Source organism: Flavobacterium sp. FG68 (genome assembly GCF_057808895.1).
The window spans coordinates 44,111-64,795 of record NZ_JBMDIY010000024.1; the positions used below are offsets into that span (position 1 = coordinate 44,111).

Genomic DNA, 20,685 nt, shown 5'->3' on the forward strand with positions numbered 1-20,685 from the left:
ACTTTTTATACTGTTTTAGATTTTAGATTTTAAAAGGCACATTATTCCGAAAGCACACAAAAATCCAAAAGAAAACCATAATAATCTGGTAACTCTATTATCTCTCACGATTTCATTTTTTTCGAACTTTGTCATTTTATTTGAATTTTATTTTGCAAAATTAATTTGTGCTGTATCGTTAGCTAAGCCATAAAAGTTTTTTAAACATCAAAAAAGGGTATTTTCCTTGTCAGAAGACTTGTAGAGCATAAAAAAGCTTCACAAAGATTTTAAAATCTCTGTGAAGCTTTCTGTTTATTTGAGTGAAACTCTGTGAAATAAGAAAACTTAGCATCTTAGAATCTCAGCAACTTAGTAACTTAAACTAAGAACATCCACAATTGCCATCACCACAGTCTTTTTTCTTTTTAGATTTCCAAAAGAATTTTCTAATCAAAAAGCCAACGGCGATAAATAATATAACAAAAGCTATAATTTCTTGGATCATAACGTTTTACTTTAAAAATTGATACGCTAAAAGCGCGGTAATATAAGCAAGACCAGTCATAAAGAAAAGCTGCATTACGGGCCACTTCCATGAATTGGTTTCTTTTTTTGTAATCGCTAATGTACTGGCACACTGCATTGCAAAAGCATAAAATAATAACAATGAAATTCCAGAAGCAAAATTAAAGATTTTTTCCCCCGTTTCAGGATTTACCTCTTTCTGCATTTTACTCTTAATTGTCGATTCGTTATCGCTGTCTCCAACACTGTAAATAGTAGCCAGTGTTCCCACTAAAACTTCACGGGCAGCAAACGAGCTGATAATCGCAATACCGATTTTCCAATCGTAACCAAGTGGAGAAATTACAGGCTCAATAGTTTTACCCATAATCCCGATATAAGAATTCTCTATTTTTTGAGAAGCCACTTCATTTTCAAACTGAACTTGATTTAAAGTTGTATTGGCAAATCTTTCTTTTACGATGTTTTCTGCATCGTTAAATTCTTTTCCAGGTCCGAAAGAAGCCAAAAACCATAAAATAACCGATATCGCTAAGATGATTTTACCCGCGCCCAAAACAAAAGCTTTGGTTTTTTCGACAACGTTGATTCCAACATTCTTGAAAAGCGGTAATTTATAACTTGGCATTTCAACAACGAAATACGTTTTTGAATCCAGTTTTAAAACTTTATTTAAAATATAAGCCGAGATTATTGCCGTTACAAATCCCAATAAATACAATAACATCAACGAAAGGCCTTGCAGATTTAAAAATCCCAGAACTCGTTTATTCGGAATCACTAATGAAATCATAATCGCATAAACCGGTAATCTTGCAGAACAAGTCGTGAATGGCGTTACTAAGATCGTAATAAGGCGTTCTTTCCAGTTTTCGATATTTCGTGTCGCCATAATAGCCGGAATCGCACACGCAGTTCCTGAAATTAAAGGCACAACGCTTTTTCCCGAAAGCCCAAATTTGCGCATGATTTTATCCATCAGGAAAACAACACGGCTCATATAACCGCTTTCTTCAAGAATAGAAATAAATAAAAACAAGAAAGCAATTTGCGGAATAAAAATAATAACGCCGCCAATTCCCGGAATAATTCCCTGCGAAAGTAAATCGGTTAAAATACCGCTTGGTAATTCTTTTGCAGTCCAGCTGCTAAACGAAGCAAAAGTCGCGTCAATAAAATCCATCGGAATGGTTGACCAGCTGAAAATAGACTGAAAAATGATAAATAAAATGCCAAGGAAAATAGCATAACCCCAAAACTTGTGCGTTAAAACACGATCCAGTCTGGCTCTGAAATCTGTCGCAGCTTCAGTATCAATTTTTAAACCTTCTTTTAAAACATCATTTATAAACTGATATCTTTTGATGGTTTCCTTTTGCTGCAAGCGTTTTAATTCTGAATGCGATTTGGTAAAAGTATTTCGGATTTCATTTCGGTCTAAATTCGAGAAATTGACATCCTGCGTAATTACAAGCCACAATTTGTACATTAACTGATTCGGAAATGCATGCTGCAGTTTTTGAAAATAGTCAGGATCAATTACTGATGCATTTAAACAAGGTTCGTGCGGAACCGTTTTATAAGAAACAATTAACTCCTTTAATTCTTCAATTCCTAAACCTTTACGGGAACTTACTAAAGCAATTTTAGTTTTTAGTTTTTCTTCTAAAAGCGGAATATCCAAAGAAATTCCTTTGCTCGCCATGCGGTCAGACATATTGATAACCAAGATCGTTGGAATTTCAAGATCTTTTATCTGTGTAAAAATCAGTAAGTTTCTCTTTAGATTTTCAACATCGGTTACCACAACAGCAACGTCAGGATATAATTTGTCGTTTTTATTTAGCAAAAGTTCAATTACCACGCTTTCGTCCATCGAACTTGCGTTCAAACTATACGTTCCGGGTAAATCCAGGATATTGGCTTTTACGTTATGAGGCAATTTACAAAACCCGATTTTTTTCTCAACCGTGATTCCGGGATAATTCCCAACTTGTTGATTTAAACCCGTAAGCTGATTAAAAACAGAAGTTTTACCTACGTTAGGATTTCCAATAAGGGCAACATTGATATTCTGAACGCTCATTATAAATTGTTTTGTAAAAGTTCAACTTCAATTTCACGAGCAGTTTCAACACGAATAGCAACATGCGAACCATTAATATCTAAATATAAAGGATCTCCAAAAGGAGCAATTTGAAGTAATTCGACCATGCTGCCCGGCAAACAACCCATCTCAAGTAATTTTAAAGGAATCAAATCGATATCAAAATCTTTGATAATGGCTTTATCGCCTTTTTTCAAGGTATGGATAGTATTTTGCAAAGCTTATTTAGATTGAATTTAGATTGCAAAAATAGGCAATAAATCTTTACCCCATGGTAATAATAAGGTTTGAAAATGCTAAATCTTTCTAAAAATAAGGTATTTTACTCTTTTGATAAGAAATCTATGTCTTCTAATAATCGTGTGATATCTTCCTTTTTTGTTCCGTCATAAAATCCGCGAACACGTCTTTTTTGATCTACCAAAACAAAATTCTCGGTATGAACCATATCATACAACTGATCTGGGCGACCCAGTTTTACAGCCAGGTAAGATTTTCTGGCCATAGTGTAAATCTCTTTTTTATCTCCGGTTACCAGATTCCACTTGCTGTCTACAACTCCGTATTTTACCGCATAAGCTTTTAAAACTGAAACACTGTCAACTTCTGGAAAAACAGTATGAGAAAGCAGCATTACTTTCGAATTGTTCAGAACCGCCTTTTGAACTTCAACAAGATTGGTTGACATTTTTGGGCAGATTGATCCGCAGGTGGTAAAGAAGAAATCGGCAACATAAATTTTTCCTTCGTAATTTTTCTGAGTAATGGTATCCCCGTTTTGGTTGATAAATGAAAAATCAGCAATGGTGTGGTATTTACTTTTGTATTGAATCGTACTGTCAACCAATTCCGGATTTACATCGGCAGGATTATAAATTGGAAGTGTTTTTTGTGGCTTTAAAGCCGAATAAAATAAAGATATAGTGACTACAGAAAATACAATTAATACAATGAAGAATTTGCGGTATTTATAAAGAAGCGATTTCATAAAAATAATTTGGCGCAAAAATACGAAAGAGCATTTTAAAAGGGATAATTATGACGCTTTTTAACAGGTTTTTTTAATCTCGCAAAGCCGCAGAGGCGCAGAGTTAAATTTTTTAAGCTTTACGTTTTAAGTTTGCCAAGCGTATTAAAGATCAACGATCTTTAAACTTAAATAAAAACTTTGCGCCTCTGCGGCTTTGCGAGATTAATTTTTAGGCTTTCGAATAGATTTATTGACCATATATAATCCGGTTAAAGTTACAGCCGAACCAATGGCAATAGCCTGTGTAAGCGTTTCGCCAAAAATAATCGAACCCAAAATCATCGCAACAATTGGATTAATGTAAACATAAATACTGCTGATTTCTGTTGGAAGATGTTGCAGCGTATAAATAAAAGCAATGAAAGTTAAAACAGAACCAATAATTACCAAGTAACCAATTGCCCACCACGACTCTGAAGGAATTTCGCTTAATGGAATATTAACTCCGGTCGTTTCTGTAATTCCAAAAAGAAACACACTTGAAATAAGCATTTGCAGTCCCAAACTAAAATACGGATTAAAACTGGCTGCTTTTTTCTTGGTTTGTAAAATTCCAAATGCCCACGTAATCGTTGAAGCCGTCATTAAAATAATTCCAAATTGAAAATCCGGCCTTAAGAAGTCGGCAATATAATCGATGAAAATAATACAAATTCCCCCAAAGCTGATTAGAATTCCAAACAAAGCCATTTTTGCAATACGTTCCCCATTAAAAAAATTAATGATAATAATCCAGATTGGGAAAAGAGCACTGATGATGGCACCCAATCCGCTTGTCATATATTTCACGCCCCAAGTACTCAAACCGTTGCTGCAAACAAAATTTAAAAAACTCAAAACAAGAATCGTCCGCCATTGTTTTCCTTTTGGTCAAGGCTGTTTTTTCAGCAAAAAATAACCCACATAAATTAGTCCGCCCAAAAACTGACGAATTGTTGCCAATTGCAATGCCGGCATATGCTTAACACCCTCTTTTGAAGCTAACCATGTTGTTCCCCAAAAAAAACTTACCCAGCATAAAGCCATAATGGGTAAACCAATAGCTTCAATTTTTCCTGAAACGGCATTCTGAATTTTTGCTCTCATTTTGACTTTAAATCTTTAAACAAATATTCCAAAAACAATTTCAATAATCCGTGAAAAACAAGGTTTTAATTCATGAAAATAATCGATGGTTTCCATTAAAATGTTATGGAAGAATACTTACACATTATTATTGCATAAATTTTAACATAGAGTTACAAATTTTAACGATATGTTTGTGTATACACTCGAAACACATTTATAAATGAAAAAACAACTTACTAAACCTTTGTTTTGTGCTTTTTCTGCAATGCTTTCTTTTACAGCAATCGAAGCGCAAACCACTGCAGCAAAAGAACCTGGTATCAATGTATCATACATGAATACCAAAATTAGTCCGAGCCAGGATTTTTTCCAATATGTAAACGGAACCTGGTTAAGCCAGACAGAAATTCCAAGCGATCGTACCACTTGGGGAAGTTTTAATGAATTGATTAAAAAGACAGACAAAGATGTAATGTCTATTTTAAAAGATGCATCAAAAAATCCAAAGTATAAATCAGACACTGATCAGGGAAAAGCTGTTAACTTATTCCTGACTGTTTTAGATACTGTTGGAAGAAACAAAGCAGGAATTAATCCTTTGAAACCGTATTTGAAAAAGATTGATGCCATTAAAAATGTGGCAGATCTTCAAAAATTTTTGGTTGAAATGGAACCAGAAGGCGGTTCTGGATTCTTCGGAATTTATATTGGAGCCGATGAAAAAAACAGTTCTAAAAATTCAGTAAGTCTTGCAGTAAGCCAATTAGGACTTCCTGATAAAGATTATTACACTTCAGAAGATAAAGATTCTAAAGAAAAACGTGAGAAATATGAACTTCACGTAGCGAGAATGCTTCAGTTTATTGGAGAAACTCCAGAGAAAGCAAAACAAAGCGCTAAAGAAATTCTGGCTTTTGAAACTGAATTGTCAAAACCAAGATTAAATCGTGTTGAAAGCAGAGACAGTCGTTTGCAGTATAACCCAATGACGGTTGCTGAACTTCAAAAATTAACTCCGGCTATAAAATGGGATGCTTATTTTGCAGGAATTGGTTTGGCGAAATTAGATACTGTTGTTGTTATTGAGCCAAAATACATGAAAGCTTTACAAACTGTATTTACTGAGAATAAAGTAGCACAGTGGAAAGAGTACCTGAAATGGGATTTATTAAATTCTTCTTCTACAAAATTATCAACGGATATTGAAACGGCTAACTTTGATTTTTACAGTAAAACGTTAAGAGGAGCTGTAAAACAATTGCCAAGAGAAGAGAAAGCCCTGCAAGTTGTAAACCGCGGAATTGGTGAAGCACTTGGTAAGTTGTATGTAGAAAAAGTATTTCCTGCTGAAGCAAAAGCCAAAGCTGTTGATATGATTCATAATGTTATTACGGCTTACCAAAACCGTATTAACAACTTAAGCTGGATGTCTAAAGACACAAAGGCAAAAGCGATTGAAAAACTAAATAAAATAACCATAAAAGTTGGTTATCCTGATAAATGGAAAGATTATTCGGCACTTCAAATTAAAAACGTTGCTGATGGCGGAAGTTATTTTGAGAATTCGAAAAGTTTGTCAATATGGAATTTTAAAAAAGGTATTGCAAAATTGAGCAAACCGGTTGATAAAACAGAGTGGGGAATGTCTCCGCAAACGGTAAATGCTTATTACAATCCATCTTATAATGAAATTGTATTTCCAGCTGCGATCTTACAGCCGCCATTTTACAATTACCAAGCTGATGAAGCTGTAAATTACGGTGGAATTGGAGCGGTAATTGGTCATGAAATCTCTCATGGTTTTGATGATTCTGGTGCGCGTTATAACGCAGAAGGAAATCTTGTTGACTGGTGGACGCCGCAGGATTTAGAGCAATTTACCAAATTAGGTTCTGAATTGGCAGATCAATACAGTGCTTTAGAGCCGTTACCGGGAATTCATGTAGATGGTAAATTTACTTTAGGTGAAAATATTGGAGACTTAGGCGGAATCAATGCGGCTTACGATGGTTTGCAATTATATTTGAAAGCACATGGAAATCCGGGATTAATTGACGGATTTACTCCAGAGCAGCGTTTCTTTATTTCTTGGGCAACTGTTTGGAGAACCAAGTCTAGAGATGAAGCGATTAAAAACCAAGTAAAAACAGATCCGCATTCGCCGGGAATGTACAGAGCTTATGTTCCAATTCAAAATGTTGATGCTTTTTATGAAGCTTTCGGTATTAAAAATGGAGACAAAATGTTTGTAAGTCCAGAGAAACGAGTAAAAATCTGGTAAAAACTCATAAATAGAAAACGGCGCTGAAATCAGCGCCGTTTTTTTATTTCTATTATTGAATAGCAATGAAAATGTCTACTTCTGCATTTTCACGATCTAGGCTTTTTTCTCCATAAACTTCAAAATCAGAAGTAAAGATTCGGTTTAAACCCGAATTCCAAATTTTCAGCCATTCATCATAAACAACACCATTTGCAAGATTTCCTTTGGCAGTAAATTTTTCATAATGTTGACCTTCAATTGTTTTGCCAGTCAAGCCTTCGGGAATTGAATCTAAATTTTCTACTGCAAAACCTAAAAGGGTTGTATAAGGTTTTGTATGATCCTTTTCGTAATCTGTGTAAACACAAATAATATCGTTACTTGACTTATTCGCAATTTTTTCAGGAATTCCTTCTGAAAAAAATTGGTTCCAAAGCGCCGGAATATCTTGCCTTGACTGCCCATTTTCGTTAGTGGTTCTAACTGAAATTCCAATAATGTTAAACTTCTGAATATCCATTTTACTTAAATTTTGATTTGAAGTTCAAATCTATAATCAAGTAGTGACAACAGTATGTCAGCAGTAAACATTAATCACAGCATTGTGCATAGGCTCGGTCTATAACAATCCATTTGTTATTAATTTTTTCCATGACTACCGTATTGTCAATAATGGCACGACCTATCGATCTCGTTGTTTTTACCACGACACTAAAAACCAAGTACTTTTTCTTGTATGATATTGGATACGATAAATTAAACACTTTTTTTTGCGAATTGGATATATCAAAATTTTTAAAAGAGATAGTATCTTTTAAAAACGCATCTTGGTTCTTAAATACTATGTTCCTATGTCTAAAATCATTAATATCCCAATATCCGCTATTTGCTAAAGTATTACTTTTTGTACCGCCATACTTTTTTTTCATTTTTAACCAGTCTTTTTGGGTAAATAAATTAGAATGCTTGTCATTATTATATACAAGACCTTGTATACCATTCTCTCTTATTACTACTGTAGTGTCGGGAAACTGAGAATAAAAGTCATTTCCGTAAAACATTATTATAGCAAGATCTGGTGATTCTTTTTCTTTTATAATGATTATTTCTTCGGTGTCATTAACAACTGAGTCTAAATAATCATTTAGCGCGTTGTATTTGTCCGTTTTAGTAGGAGCACAGCTCGAAAACAAACACATATTAATTAATATTATGATTAGCTCTTTTTTCATATTTCTAATTACATTTTGCACCAATTGGGTAATATCCTCCTACATAACCATTTCTAAGCTCTGCCTGAAACTCACTATCAATTCTATTTCTTTCTACACTACCTAAAGGGAAGTTTTTTTCATAAACCGGAGTATCGTGTAATCCTCCCCAAGCTAAGTCAAGATATAATTTATCTGGAACACCATTAACAGCCGGTACACCCGTTTGAAATTCCTGTAAAGCCCTTGCCATCGCTATTACATATTTGTTTGCCATTTCTTCATGATGAATGTCTGACCTACCAGGATAGAACTTATCACAGTATGCTTGAAATAAAAGGGGATAATTGTTTGAAACTAAACCATTATCTTTAGACATATTATCGGTGAGGCTCATAAAATAAGCATGTACTAATTCGTGTAACATTGTAACAGCTAAAGATAGATTGTTATGAGTGTAATCTGGATTTATTCTGATAGTATAATCAAAAGGAATTTTAATGTTTGTTCTAGTTGTTGATGCAACAGCTCCTGTTGGAGTGCCTTTGTCATTAACAGGATAGTCGTCAATTAATGTCACTTTAATTTTATTATCTGCGCCTAATGCCGTAAATAGATTTGCTATATCAATGTCCGTGGAATTTTTTAGTTTTTCCAATATAGCTTTCTTGCAATTACTAAATGTTGAGTAAATTGTGGTATTCTCGATAGATTGAGCTGTAGTTACTGCCAAAGCAACTCTGCTGCCACTTGTTAAAGGATAATAATATCCGTTATATTGATAGGTGTTATTATTGAAATAAGATTCTTTATAAAGATCTGTTTTAGTTGAAAATGGATTAATATAATAATAGTATCGTCTTTGTCCGCCCATTATAGTGACACTATTCAGCTCTATAAACCAAGAAGGATTTTCTGTTGTTGGTGTTCCACTTGTCAATTTATTGTTTTTGTTGCTTTTGCCAAGATCATCTGGTATAGCCAATTCGTTTATAGTGTTTTTGCCTATTTTTTTATAAGACAAGGTTTCATTATTCCATTTCTTTGTAATTAATAAACCGATGAAATTGTTATTGTATTTACTCAGATCTATTTTGGTTTCGTCATAAGGACTTTTATTGAGGTAATTCAATTCAGGAATATAATATAATTTACGAGCTATTATACTGTCGTTGTTTATCTTCATAAATCCAATTTTTAAAAGAGAAGTATTTAATTCGGTCTTACTAGAAGTGTTAATTTTAGAATCTTTTTGAAGTAAAGGGACTTCTATAACTTCTAATCCGTCTAATTTACGAAATATTGGATTATTCCAGTCTGGAATCATATTTTCACTTTCATTATTTTCTTTCCATTCAGCAGATTCTTTGAATTTATAATGATACCAATCCTTTGCCATAGTTATAGTAAAAGGTGAATCTTGAATTTGTTTTTCAGGATTATTTTCGCAATTTGAAAATATAAAAGTTCCGGCTAACAGTACAGTTAAAGAACAAATTGTGGTAACAAATTTATTTTTCTTCATTTTTATCCTGGTTTGATGGGTTAATTCGGCTTTTTATGTTTACATAAAGTAGAGGTCTAAAAAACAATCAACAAACCACAATAAGTTCTATTTGTATTAAAATAAGGTTAATTTGAAAGCGAGTCAAATCTTAAAAAATCTTTAGAAAAAGAAGATTGATATAAATGATTTTATAAAGACAAAAACCGCCTCAAACTTTATATTGAGGCGGTTTTTGTCTATTTTAGAATTAACTAAATTATTGCAAATGACTATAAATATAAGTCTCAATTGCTTTTAATTCTTCGTCAGACATTGCTTTGGTTACTCCAAAATTTGTCTGCATTACCGAAAACTGACTCGGATCAACAATTGGATCTGCATTTCCTTTTAAGAATGTAGGAATATCACCTTTTTTATCTTTGTAGATTTTGGCAATTTCCTTAATGCTCGGTCCAATAACTTTTTGATCCGGCTGATGACATGAAGTACAATTTCCTCTTCCTTCAAAAATTTCTTTTCCTAAAGCTTCAGGTGTTTTAGCTTTCGCCGATTCTCCTTCAGAATATGCTTCTGTGGTTTGGTCTGTACTTTCTGAAACTTCTTTTTTGCATGAAGCAAATGCTAAAACGGCAGATAAGAATAATACTTTTTTCATTTTATTTATTTAAAAGTATTGAAGCTTCTTTTGCAAAATAAGTCGAGATAATACTCGCACCCGCACGCTTAATGCAATAAAGTTGCTCTATCATGATTTTGTCGTGATCTAACCATCCTCTTTCTGCTGCGGCCTTTACCATAGCGTACTCACCAGATACTTGGTAAACTGCAACTGGCACATGAACGGCATTTTTTACCTCACGAACAATATCCAAATACGCAATTCCCGGTTTTACCATAACAATATCTGCACCTTCTTCAACATCTAATAAAGCTTCACGAATTCCTTCAATTCGGTTAGCATAATCCATTTGATACGTCTTTTTATCTTTTGGAATATTTTGCGAATCAACAGGAGCAGAATCTAACGCATCACGAAATGGTCCATAAAATGCCGAAGCATATTTTGCACTATAACTCATGATTCCAACATTGTGATGTCCGTTTTCTTCCAATGCTTTTCTTATCGCCAAAACGCGTCCATCCATCATGTCGCTTGGCGCAACGAAATCAGCTCCAGCTTCTGCATGACTTAAACTCATACGAGTTAAAGCATCAACCGTCGCATCGTTGATTAATTGACCGTTTTCGATAATTCCGTCATGACCATAAATAGAATAGGGATCTAAAGCCACATCTGGCATTACAATCATTTCTGGAACAGCATCTTTTATCGCTCGGATAGTTTGCTGCATTAAACCGTCTTTATTCCAGGCTTCTGTACCTTTGTTGTCTTTTAAGTTATCGCTTACTTTTACGTAGATGTTTACCGCTTTAATTCCTAAATCCCAGGCTTCTTTTACTTCTTTAATTGTGTTGTCTAATGAATGGCGATAAATTCCAGGCATTGACGGAATAGCAGATTTTATGTCTTTTCCTTCGGCAACAAACATTGGAAGCATAAAATCTTGTGGACTTAAGCTAGTTTCACGAACTAAAGAACGAATTGATTCGTTGGTTCTTAAACGGCGGTTTCTTTGTAATGGGAACATTGTTTTTGAATTTTAGATTTTAGAATGCAGATTTTAGATTTTTCTGCAATCTTATTTTTAGATTTTTATTAATTGATGTCAATACTTTTGACTTTACGACTTTAAACTTTTGACATAATTTATGTTATCGAAGCGTCATAAATTCCTTTAATGGTCTTCTCTAATTTGGTATTAAAAATAGCATCAGACTGATTGGCAAAAAGTCCTTCAGACAATGCGCGGGAGAAACTGGCAATCAATCCGTGGTTTTGCGAAAGCTTTTCATTGGCTTCTTCCTGACCATATCCGCCAGAAAGAGCGACAACTCTCACAACATGTGGATCAGATATTAATTCGCTGTAAAAGTCATTTACCGTTGGAATAGATAATTTCAGCATCACTTTTACATCTTCATCTAATGCATTAAGTTGTTTTTTAATTTCTTCTTTAAGAATCTGTTCTGACTTTTCTTTGTCTGCGCTGTAAATATCAACTTCAGGTTCTATAATTGGGATAAGTCCTTTTGCAAAGATTTGTTTCCCAACTTCAAATTGCTGTTTTACAACTTCACTAATTCCTGATGGATTTGCTTCTTTAATAACAGAACGCATTTTAGTACCAAAAACATTTCGTTCTACAGCTCGATCCAACAATTCATCCAGATTTGAAATTGGTTTCATTAACTGAACTCCGTTTGCAAGATCAGCAAGTCCTTTGTCGACTTTTAAAAAAGGAACTATGTTTTTTCTCTTCCACAAATAATCAGCAGTCCATTCTCCGTCTATTTTGCGGTCCATTGTGTTTTCAAACAAAATAGCACCTAGAATATATTGGCTGTCAAAAGCCGGACTTTTAATAATTCTGGTTCTCATTTCATGTACAAGCGTGTACATTTCTTCATCATTTGTATAACTGCTTTCTTCAACACCATATTGCGATAATGCCTTTGGTGTGCTGCCGCCGCTTTGATCTAGTGCTGCAATAAATCCCTTTCCGGAATTCATGCGGTTTAACTGTTCTACGTTTACCTTTTCCATAATTTCTTATTTTAGATTAAACATTACAAACCTATTTTATCATTTACTTTATCATAAACCTTTTTCACTTCTTTTGGAGGATCAAATCGATAACCCAAAGAAAGTTTTAAAGTGGCAATATTATCGTTTAGTCGCGGATCAACTTTATCATCCTGAGAAAAACTTACCGAATTAAGGGTTGCATAACCAAAGAAACGGTCATTATTATAAGCCAGTTTTAAATTTAAATCTGCCTGATATAAAGCTGAGGTATCTCCGTCAACATCATTAATTCCCGCCCCCAAAGCGACTCCTGCACCAATCAAAATACGGTCACTAATTACAAAATTATAAAAGTAGGACGGTGCCACTGTAAATACATATATGTCGCCCGGCGTTGTGTCGGGAGCATTTAAGTCTATGTTAGTGTAATAAAAGGAGAAAGTGGGGATAAAACTTCCAGAACTTTTAGTCTGCCATTCATTTTGGCTTATCAATGTTTTAAAAGAGAATTTATCATTAAAAACATATGACGTTGTTCCGCCAATTTTCGTGGTACGCATTCTTGGCAGTTGTGCCGTTACATTGTCATCACTAACATAAAATCCTTTTTGATTGATGAAAGTAAACGACTGCATCCATTTTTTATAGTAAAAACGGGTATTAAAATTAAAATGCTTGGAATGAGAATCGCCTTTATTGCCTTCTAGAAATTTGGGCGCAAAACCAACCGAAATATCAATGATCTTGTAATTTAAATTAAAACCAATCTGCTCTCTCCGATTCGGAATAAGATTAAGATAGGTTTTAGGCTCCTGAGCATCTGAAGCAATTTGAAAACTATTAGAAGTATCTAAATAATAAATACTGGTGGTAATTTTGTCATTATATGATTTAAAATACGGATTTCGCAGCGAATCATTCTGGGCAAAACACCCAAAAACGCTGACAAAAAACGTTATATAAATCATTTTTAGATCCATTCTCGCTGATTTTCTAAAACATTTACTAGTTTTTCTTCTTCGCTTCCGGCTTCTGCATGATGATCATAAACCCATTGTACATGCGGAGGAAGACTCATCAAAATACTCTCAATTCGTCCGTTTGTTTTTAAACCGAATAAGGTTCCTTTATCATGAACCAAATTGAACTCGACATAACGGCCTCGGCGTATTTCCTGCCAGGTTTTGTTTTCTGGAGTATATGCTAAGTTTTTTCTTCTTTCTACAATTGGCACATAAGCTTCAAGGAAACTATTGCCGACTTCGGTTACAAAGTTGTACCAGTTTTCCATCGACATTTGTTCATTTGCTTTGCAATAATCAAAGAATAAGCCTCCAATTCCGCGGGCTTCATTTCGGTGTGCATTCCAAAAATAAGAATCGCATTGTTTTTTATATTTCGGATAAAACTCCGCATTGTGTTTGTCGCAAGCCGTTTTACAGGTTTGATGAAAGTGTTTAGCATCTTCTTCAAACAAATAATAAGGCGTTAAATCTTGTCCGCCGCCAAACCATTGTTCAATTACATTTCCAGACTCATCGTACATTTCAAAATAACGCCAATTAGCATGCACCGTTGGCGTCATCGGATTTAGGGGATGAATAACTAAACTTAATCCGCAGGCAAAGAAATCGGCTTCGCCAACGCCAAACATCTTTCGCATCGTTTCAGGAAGTTTTCCGTGAACAGCAGAAATGTTGACACCGCCTTTTTCAAAAACAGCCCCGTTTTCAATAACACGTGTTCTTCCGCCGCCGCCTTCAGGACGTTTCCAAAGATCTTCACGGAATTTTGCAGTTCCGTCAACAGCTTCTAATCCGGCGCAGATTTGATCTTGTAATTTTTGTATGTATGCGTAAAATTTATCTTTCATGTTTGATTGTATTCTGCTTTAAGTAATCCGAAATAAACGGTGTTTTGCAATTCGCCATCTCCGTTTCTAAACTCGTCCCTTAAAATTCCTTCTTGTTTAAAATTATGTTTTAATGCAATTCGCTGACTCGCCAGATTGATTTCTGATGTACAGATAAAAACTTTATTGATTTTCAATTCATTGAAACAAAAGGCAAGTGCATCAGAAACCATTTTGGATGTGATTCCTTTTCCTTGAAAATCTTCATCAATAAAATAACCCAATTCACATTTTAAAATGCGGTAATCAATTGTTTTTACACATAAATAACCAATTAGTTTATTAGTTTTTATATCCCGCGCGTAGAAATAATATCCTTCGTTATTTTTTTCTTTGTCTTTACTAACAGATATAAAATTTTCTGCTTTTTCTAGAGAATCAGAATTAATTAGAGTTACAGGAAAAGTTTGTCCAATGTGATTTTTATTCTTGTCAATTAGTTTATAGAACTCTTCAGGAAGAATGTTTTCAATTCGGTCTGTTTTCCAATCTGTAAAACTCATTTTATCTGTTTTTTAGAGAAGCAATTTTAGCATTTATTCCAAAAGAAAAAACCTTGCTTTCTTGTTGGATATATTGATAAAGAGCCAAAGCTTTATCTTTAAAATCATAGCTTTCAACTTTCGAAAAATCAATTAAAAAATCAGCAAATTGTTCTAATTGATTAAAATCTAAATGACAGCGAATTAATAAGGTTATTAGTTCTTCATTTTTATAATCAACTAAAGTTTGAAGGTTTAGTCCAAATTCTTTTAACTGATTTTCAACTTCGAATTTTTCGGTATCATTTAAAGTTTTAGGCACAAAGTCTAGAGAACGCAATGTTTTTAGGACATTGTCAATTCTGATACTTTCTTCGTCTCTTAAACCTTTGTTTAGCATTATTTGTACGTTTCCTGCAAGGTTTCCAAAACCTTGTAGGTATTAATTGGACATATGATATGTAAAAATTATCTAAATAGACCTACAAGGTTTTGGAAACCTTGCAGGACAGACCTGAATCATTCAAAAGTATAAGTTTCATTTAAAAGATTATTCTTTTGATTATGGCAAAAAATGAAATTTTCTAAATCATCAAATAAGGTTAAAACTTCGTCCCGCTTTATTTTTGTTTCCTTATCAGATAAGAAAGCCTGATACGATGAAAATTTGAAATCTTTAAAATCTAAATCAAAATGATGTTTCGGATTTAAATGAACATAAATAATCAGCTGTTTTAGATAATTTTCGTCTTTTAGTATTATTCTTTTAAAATGCTTTTCGAATAAACTTCCTGTTCTTTGAGTTTGTTTATTAAAAGCTTTAGCATAAGAATTGAATAAATTTGAAAAAGCCTGAGTTACCTCTTTTTCTTCAGCATTGAGGCGAATTACCAAGTGAAAATGATTATTCATCAAACAATAAGCGAAAATCGATATTTTATCTCCAGAATATTTTGCTAATTGCTTAAAAAAATAAAGTTTGTTAGCATCATTTTCAAAAATGTTATCTCTGTTAATGCCACGATTATAAATATGATAATAACGATCTTTTTCCAGAACTTCCAATTTCATTCTTTCTCATTTTCATCTCCTGCAAGGTTTTCAAAACCTTGTAGGTGTTCTTTCTTATTTCAATAGTTTCTTATTTTATACCTACAAGGTTTTGAAAACCTTGCAGGAAAGCCAATTGTGACTAAAAACTATTGCCCGTATTCTTTAACCGCGTCAATAAACGCTTTTGCGTGATCTACAGGGATATTTGGTAAAATTCCGTGACCTAAATTTACGATATATTTATCTTTTCCAAACTCATCGATCATTTCATGAACCATTTTTTTGATTGTCGGAATTGGAGAAAGCAATCTTGACGGATCAAAATTTCCTTGTAAAGTGATATTTCCACCAGATAAATAACGAGCATTTCTAGCCGAACAAGTCCAGTCTACACCAAGAGCAGAAGCACGGCTTTTACCCATTTCGCCAAGAGCAAACCAGCATCCTTTTCCGAAAACAATAACCGGAGCAACATCTGCTAAAGCTTCAACGATTTGGTTAATATATTTCCATGAAAATTCCTGATAATCAACAGGAGAAAGCATTCCTCCCCAAGAATCAAAAATTTGAACAGCATTAACTCCTGCTTTTACTTTTTCTTTTAAGTATAAAATAGTGGTGTCTGTAATTTTTTGTAGTAAAGTATGTGCTGCGGCTGGATTTGAAAAGCAGAATCCTTTTGCCATATCAAAACTTTTAGAACCTCTTCCTTCAACAGCATAACATAAAATTGTCCAAGGCGAACCGGCGAAACCAATTAAAGGCACTTCGTCATTCAGCATTTCTTTAGTCAATTTAATGGCATCCATTACATAACCAAGACTTTCCTGAATATCCGGAACGTAAACTCTGTGGACATCTGCCATAGAACGAATCGGATTTGGAACAAACGGACCAATATTTTCTTTCATTAAAACTTCAATTCCCATTGCTTGCGGAACAACTAAAATATCCGAGAATAAAATAGCAGCATCCGGAGCAATTCTACGAATTGGCTGAACCGTGATTTCTGCAGCTAATTCAGGAGTTTGACAACGTGTGAAGAAATCGTATTTATCACGCAATTCTATAAATTCCGGTAAATATCTTCCGGCTTGACGCATCATCCATACTGGCGGACGTTGAACAGTTTCTCCTTTTAATGCTTTTAAAAATAGGTCGTTTTTTAACATCTCTTATTTGTTTATCCTGCAAGGTTTCCAAAACCTTGTAGGTATTGTTGTTGATTAATATATACCTACAAGGTTTTGGAAACCTTGCAGGAAATCTCGTTTGTTACTTATATTCAGATAAAACATCTTCTAAAACATCTTCAACCGTTGGCTGATCTGCAATAATGATGTTTTTTGTAATTTTATGTAAAGCTTCTGCGGTGGTTTCTCCGATACAGAAACAAGTTTCTTTTTTAATTGAATTATCCTTTAAATAACTCTCAACACCAGACGGACTAAAAAATAAGATAGCATCAACTGGAGATTTTATTTTTTGAGGCTGTAATGACGTTTCGTAAACTTGAATTTCGTTCAGTTTTATTCCGGCTTCTTTTAAAGCGCTTGGCAAAGTATCTCTTCTCAGGTTTCCGCTGAAAAAAGTATAGCTTTCATTGCGGTAAATCAAAGTGATAATTTCTGCTAAATCTGAAGCATAACCCGTATAAGCCACAACATTAAATCCGTTTTCAGATAAAAGGATTTTTGTTTTTAAGCCAACGCAATACACGTTTTTACTTTTAAGCTCTTCTGATTTTGGATTCGATAAAACGCTGTGAACGGCATTCTGACTTGTAAAAATCAGACTTTCGTTGAGGTTTTTAAGTTCGAAAGGTTTGTTTTCAGTTTTAATGAAATCGGCTTCGATTACTTCGATGCCAGCTTTTGTCAACTCTTGTTTTTGAAGAGGAGATAATATTTTCGTAGATAATATCTGAGTTGATTTTGCCATTATTTTTTCAGGGATTCTTTAATCTTCTGCATTAATTCTGTTCCGCCATTATTTAAAATCTCCTGCGCCGAATGGAAACCTAGTTTTTTCCATTCTGAAATATCAACCGTTTTATTGATTTCCAATTTTTGTTTTCCATCAATAGAAAGTAAAACGCCTTGAAAATGCAAAGTATCTTCGTCTTCATTATATGTTACCAAAGCTCCAATTGGGGCAGTACATCCGCCTTCAAGCGTTCTTAAAAACTGACGTTCAATATAAGTACAAATCTCAGTTTCGATATCATTTAACTGCGAAAGCGCATCAAGCGTATAATTGTCGTTTTCCATTGCTACAACAAGCATTGCTCCTTGAGCCGGCGCGGGAATCATCCAGTCTAAATTAATGTAGTTTTCAGGTTTTAAGTTAATTCGCTCTAAACCTGCAGCAGCAAAAACAGCTCCGTCCCAATCATTGTCTTTTAATTTTTGCATGCGTGTATTTACGTTTCCGCGTAAATCAACAACAGTATGATTTGGGTATTTGTTAAACCATTGCGCTTGGCGACGTAAACTTCCAGTTGCAATAGTACTTGGTTTATTGTCAAAATCAGGATTTCCTTTATGAACCAAAATATCCAGAACATTGGCTCTTTGTAAAACCGCAGCCTGAACAATTCCTTTTGGCAAAGCAGTTGGAACATCTTTCATGGAATGCACCGCAATATCAATATCTCCATTGATCATGGCAATGTCCAGCGTTTTAGTAAAAATTCCGGTAATACCGAGTTCGTAAAGCGGTTTATCCAAAATAATATCACCTTGAGATTTAACAGCAACAATCGAAGTTTTATAACCTAAATCATTTAGTTTTTTCTCGACCGTATGTGCCTGCCAAAGTGCTAATTCGCTATCGCGCGTTCCAATTCTGATTGTTTTTTCAGCCATTTTTTATTTTTTTACCATTAAGATATTAAGGTAATTAAGCCTTTCTTTGTCAAAGAACATTAAACTTAACTTTTTTAATATCTTAATGGTTCAAATTTATTTAATCCATTAGTCTTGCGAAATGATCATTCACAAGTGGTTTCATTGATTTTGTAATGTTTGTTGTGTTGAAATTTATCAATAGTCCTTGAGGTCTTTGTAATAATTTCATGTATGTTAATAATTGTGCTTCGTGAATGGGCAATAAATTTTCTATTGCTTTTAATTCTACAACAACACAATCATTTACAAGTAAATCAATTCTTAAATCAGACTCTAATTCAAGGTCGTAATAATCTATTTTAACAACTAATTGTTGTTTAACATCATATCCGTTTTGTTCTAATTCGTATTTGAGGCATTGTTCATAAATGCTTTCTAAAAGTCCAGGTCCCAAAGCTTTATGCACTTTTATAGCAAAACCTGTAATTTCATAAGCTAATTGAGTAACCTCTTTTTTTGTCATAGAACTTTTTTATTTTTGACCTAATATATTAAGAAAGTTAAGTTTTGCTTTGTACATACGCAAAGCTTAATCTATCTTAAAAATTTAATGGTTTCTATTTCTGCATTTAATCTTAATTACCTTAATATCTTAATGGTAAAATTAAATTTAAGATGCTTTTATTTTGAAGACTTTCTCGATCCATTCGATGCTTTCATCGACCATGGTATCGTCGTCTTTTAAATGATTTGCGAAATGAGTAGTGATTTTTTGAATAATCCTGTTGCTGATGATTTCTGCTTGTGCTTCATTAAAATCAGCGATTTTTTTGCTTTGAAAATCTAATTCCGAAACTTTAATGGCGTTTAGTTTTTCCTTTAAAGCATTAATTGTTGGCGCAAATTTTCGCCCTTTCATCCAGATAACGAATTCTTCTTTGATTTCTTCAATAATTGCTTCAGCTGCCGGAATGTGTAATTTTCTGTTTTCCAAAGTTTCATCTGTCAACTGAGACAAATAATCCATGTGAATTAAAGTTACACCTTCTATTTCTTCTACATTTTCATGAACATTTTTCGGAATCGACAAATCCAAAATCAACAAAGGTTTTTTAAGATTTAAAATTGCTTTGTCAACCGTTGGGTTTTGCGCACCGGTTGCTACAACCACAACATCGGCATTTTGAAGTTCTAAATGTAATTCAGAATAATCTTTAACAATCAGATTTAATTTTCCAGCCAGTTTCTCAGCTTTATCTTTAGTTCTGTTGATTAAAGTAATGTGTTCGTTTTTAGTATGTTTTACTAAATTCTCACAAGTGTTTCTTCCAATTTTTCCAGTTCCAAAAAGCAAAATGTTTTTGTTACTGATGTCTTCAACATTTTTAAGAATGTATTGTACCGATGCAAAAGAAACCGAAGTAGCGCCAGAGCTGATCTCCGTTTCGTTTTTAATTCTTTTACTTGCCTGAATTACTGCATTCACCAATCTTTCCATAAAAGTATTGGCCAATCCCATTGATTTTGAATGAGCAAAACTGGTTTTAATTTGAGATATAATTTCGAAATCGCCCAGAATCTGACTGTCTAAACCAGTTCCTACGCGAAATAAATGATTAATTGCTTCTTGATTTTTGTAAACGAAACCTACTTTTTGAAACGCATCAACAGAACCATTGCTGTTGTCGCAGATAAGTTTGATTAATTGAAATGGATGTTCTGCAAAACCGTAGATCTCGGTTCTGTTGCAGGTTGAAGTAACTAGTAAACTTTCTATTCCATCGTTTTTAGCTTGTTCCAATAAGCGAGTCTTCGCAACGGCATCCAAACTAAATTGACCTCTGACCTCTGCATCAGCTTTTTTATAACTCAGACCAACTGAATAAAAATAAAGGTGTTTCGGTACATTATTGTTTTCCATAAATTCACTTTCATAAAGTGCAACAAAATTATTACTATACTGTTTATAAAAGTAACGCTGAAAGTACTTTTTGTATCGCTGCATGTTTTTTTGATTCTAAACGTCTCATTTTATTCAAAAAGAAGTAC

22 protein-coding genes and 1 pseudogene are annotated in these 20,685 nt (G+C 33.8%); 1 reads left to right on the plus strand and 22 read right to left on the minus strand.

The annotated features are described in order from the left end of the window. Positions 1–364: 364 nt before the first annotated feature. From ACODSB_RS15640 to ACODSB_RS15665, 6 genes and pseudogenes are all read right to left on the minus strand, one after another. Entirely contained in the window at positions 365–487 is a 123-nt protein-coding gene (locus tag ACODSB_RS15640; RefSeq protein ID WP_073486019.1) for a FeoB-associated Cys-rich membrane protein, read from the minus strand. A gap of 6 nt (positions 488–493) precedes the next feature. Beyond that, positions 494–2,593: a ferrous iron transport protein B gene (gene feoB / locus ACODSB_RS15645; protein ID WP_488937727.1), complete on the minus strand. Its 2,100-nt coding sequence runs from the start codon at positions 2,591–2,593 to the stop codon at positions 494–496. Then, positions 2,593–2,832 carry a FeoA family protein gene (locus ACODSB_RS15650; RefSeq protein WP_053473157.1) on the minus strand — a complete coding sequence of 80 codons (240 nt, stop codon included), beginning with the start codon at positions 2,830–2,832 and terminating at the stop codon, positions 2,593–2,595. Before ACODSB_RS15650 ends, feoB begins: the two co-directional genes overlap by 1 nt. Before the next feature lie 104 nt (positions 2,833–2,936). Then, entirely contained in the window at positions 2,937–3,602 is a 666-nt protein-coding gene (locus tag ACODSB_RS15655; protein WP_488937728.1) for an SCO family protein, read from the minus strand. Between the two features lie 204 nt (positions 3,603–3,806). After that, a complete protein-coding gene (locus tag ACODSB_RS15660; protein ID WP_488937758.1) occupies positions 3,807–4,319 on the minus strand; it encodes a DMT family transporter in 513 nt (170 codons plus the stop codon). Then, positions 4,296–4,730: pseudogene (locus ACODSB_RS15665) on the minus strand (DMT family transporter); the annotation flags it as partial. The gene ACODSB_RS15660 and the pseudogene ACODSB_RS15665, both read right to left, overlap by 24 nt. 202 nt (positions 4,731–4,932) lie before the next feature. On the opposite strand from ACODSB_RS15665, the gene ACODSB_RS15670 reads away from it, so the two are divergent. Then, positions 4,933–6,993, plus strand: a complete 2,061-nt coding sequence (locus ACODSB_RS15670; protein WP_488937729.1) for a M13 family metallopeptidase — start codon at positions 4,933–4,935, stop codon at positions 6,991–6,993. 52 nt (positions 6,994–7,045) lie between these two features. Here ACODSB_RS15670 and ACODSB_RS15675 read toward each other — a convergent pair whose 3' ends face one another. The 16 genes from ACODSB_RS15675 to hemA form a co-directional block, all read right to left on the minus strand. Beyond that, the gene (locus ACODSB_RS15675) at positions 7,046–7,495 is read right to left on the minus strand and encodes a GyrI-like domain-containing protein (RefSeq protein ID WP_488937730.1); all 450 of its coding nucleotides are present in this window, start codon (positions 7,493–7,495) and stop codon (positions 7,046–7,048) included. A gap of 70 nt (positions 7,496–7,565) precedes the next feature. Further along, positions 7,566–8,207, minus strand: coding sequence for a hypothetical protein (locus ACODSB_RS15680; protein WP_488937731.1), 642 nt, complete (start codon positions 8,205–8,207; stop codon positions 7,566–7,568). Between the two features lie 4 nt (positions 8,208–8,211). Continuing rightward, entirely contained in the window at positions 8,212–9,711 is a 1,500-nt protein-coding gene (locus ACODSB_RS15685; RefSeq protein ID WP_488937732.1) for a hypothetical protein, read from the minus strand. A gap of 238 nt (positions 9,712–9,949) precedes the next feature. Next, a complete protein-coding gene (locus ACODSB_RS15690) occupies positions 9,950–10,348 on the minus strand; it encodes a c-type cytochrome (RefSeq protein ID WP_488937733.1) in 399 nt (132 codons plus the stop codon). Between the two features lies 1 nt (position 10,349). After that, positions 10,350–11,342, minus strand: a complete 993-nt coding sequence (hemB, locus tag ACODSB_RS15695; protein ID WP_053473151.1) for a porphobilinogen synthase — start codon at positions 11,340–11,342, stop codon at positions 10,350–10,352. Between the two features lie 119 nt (positions 11,343–11,461). Further along, on the minus strand, positions 11,462–12,358 hold the full coding sequence (locus ACODSB_RS15700) for a fructose bisphosphate aldolase (RefSeq protein ID WP_488937734.1): 897 nt from the start codon (positions 12,356–12,358) through the stop codon (positions 11,462–11,464). 23 nt (positions 12,359–12,381) lie between these two features. After that, positions 12,382–13,308 (minus strand): DUF4421 family protein, encoded by a 927-nt coding sequence (locus tag ACODSB_RS15705; RefSeq protein ID WP_488937735.1) that lies wholly within the window; start codon positions 13,306–13,308, stop codon positions 12,382–12,384. A 2-nt stretch (positions 13,309–13,310) separates the two neighbouring features. Continuing rightward, the gene (gene hemF / locus ACODSB_RS15710) at positions 13,311–14,213 is read right to left on the minus strand and encodes an oxygen-dependent coproporphyrinogen oxidase (RefSeq protein ID WP_488937736.1); all 903 of its coding nucleotides are present in this window, start codon (positions 14,211–14,213) and stop codon (positions 13,311–13,313) included. Then, positions 14,210–14,755, minus strand: coding sequence for a GNAT family N-acetyltransferase (locus tag ACODSB_RS15715; RefSeq protein ID WP_488937737.1), 546 nt, complete (start codon positions 14,753–14,755; stop codon positions 14,210–14,212). Before ACODSB_RS15715 ends, hemF begins: the two co-directional genes overlap by 4 nt. Before the next feature lies 1 nt (position 14,756). Continuing rightward, positions 14,757–15,134 (minus strand): hypothetical protein, encoded by a 378-nt coding sequence (locus ACODSB_RS15720; protein WP_488937738.1) that lies wholly within the window; start codon positions 15,132–15,134, stop codon positions 14,757–14,759. A 119-nt stretch (positions 15,135–15,253) separates the two neighbouring features. Continuing rightward, entirely contained in the window at positions 15,254–15,805 is a 552-nt protein-coding gene (locus ACODSB_RS15725) for a transposase (protein WP_488937739.1), read from the minus strand. A gap of 128 nt (positions 15,806–15,933) precedes the next feature. Next, positions 15,934–16,959: a uroporphyrinogen decarboxylase gene (gene hemE / locus ACODSB_RS15730; protein WP_053473145.1), complete on the minus strand. Its 1,026-nt coding sequence runs from the start codon at positions 16,957–16,959 to the stop codon at positions 15,934–15,936. Between the two features lie 103 nt (positions 16,960–17,062). Further along, complete coding sequence (locus ACODSB_RS15735) at positions 17,063–17,728, minus strand: uroporphyrinogen-III synthase (RefSeq protein ID WP_488937740.1); 666 nt, start codon at positions 17,726–17,728, stop codon at positions 17,063–17,065. After that, on the minus strand, positions 17,728–18,654 hold the full coding sequence (hemC, locus tag ACODSB_RS15740) for a hydroxymethylbilane synthase (RefSeq protein ID WP_488937741.1): 927 nt from the start codon (positions 18,652–18,654) through the stop codon (positions 17,728–17,730). Before hemC ends, ACODSB_RS15735 begins: the two co-directional genes overlap by 1 nt. A gap of 100 nt (positions 18,655–18,754) precedes the next feature. After that, a complete protein-coding gene (locus ACODSB_RS15745; RefSeq protein ID WP_053473142.1) occupies positions 18,755–19,159 on the minus strand; it encodes a GxxExxY protein in 405 nt (134 codons plus the stop codon). Between the two features lie 147 nt (positions 19,160–19,306). Continuing rightward, a complete protein-coding gene (gene hemA / locus ACODSB_RS15750; protein ID WP_180856295.1) occupies positions 19,307–20,557 on the minus strand; it encodes a glutamyl-tRNA reductase in 1,251 nt (416 codons plus the stop codon). Positions 20,558–20,685 lie beyond the last annotated feature (128 nt).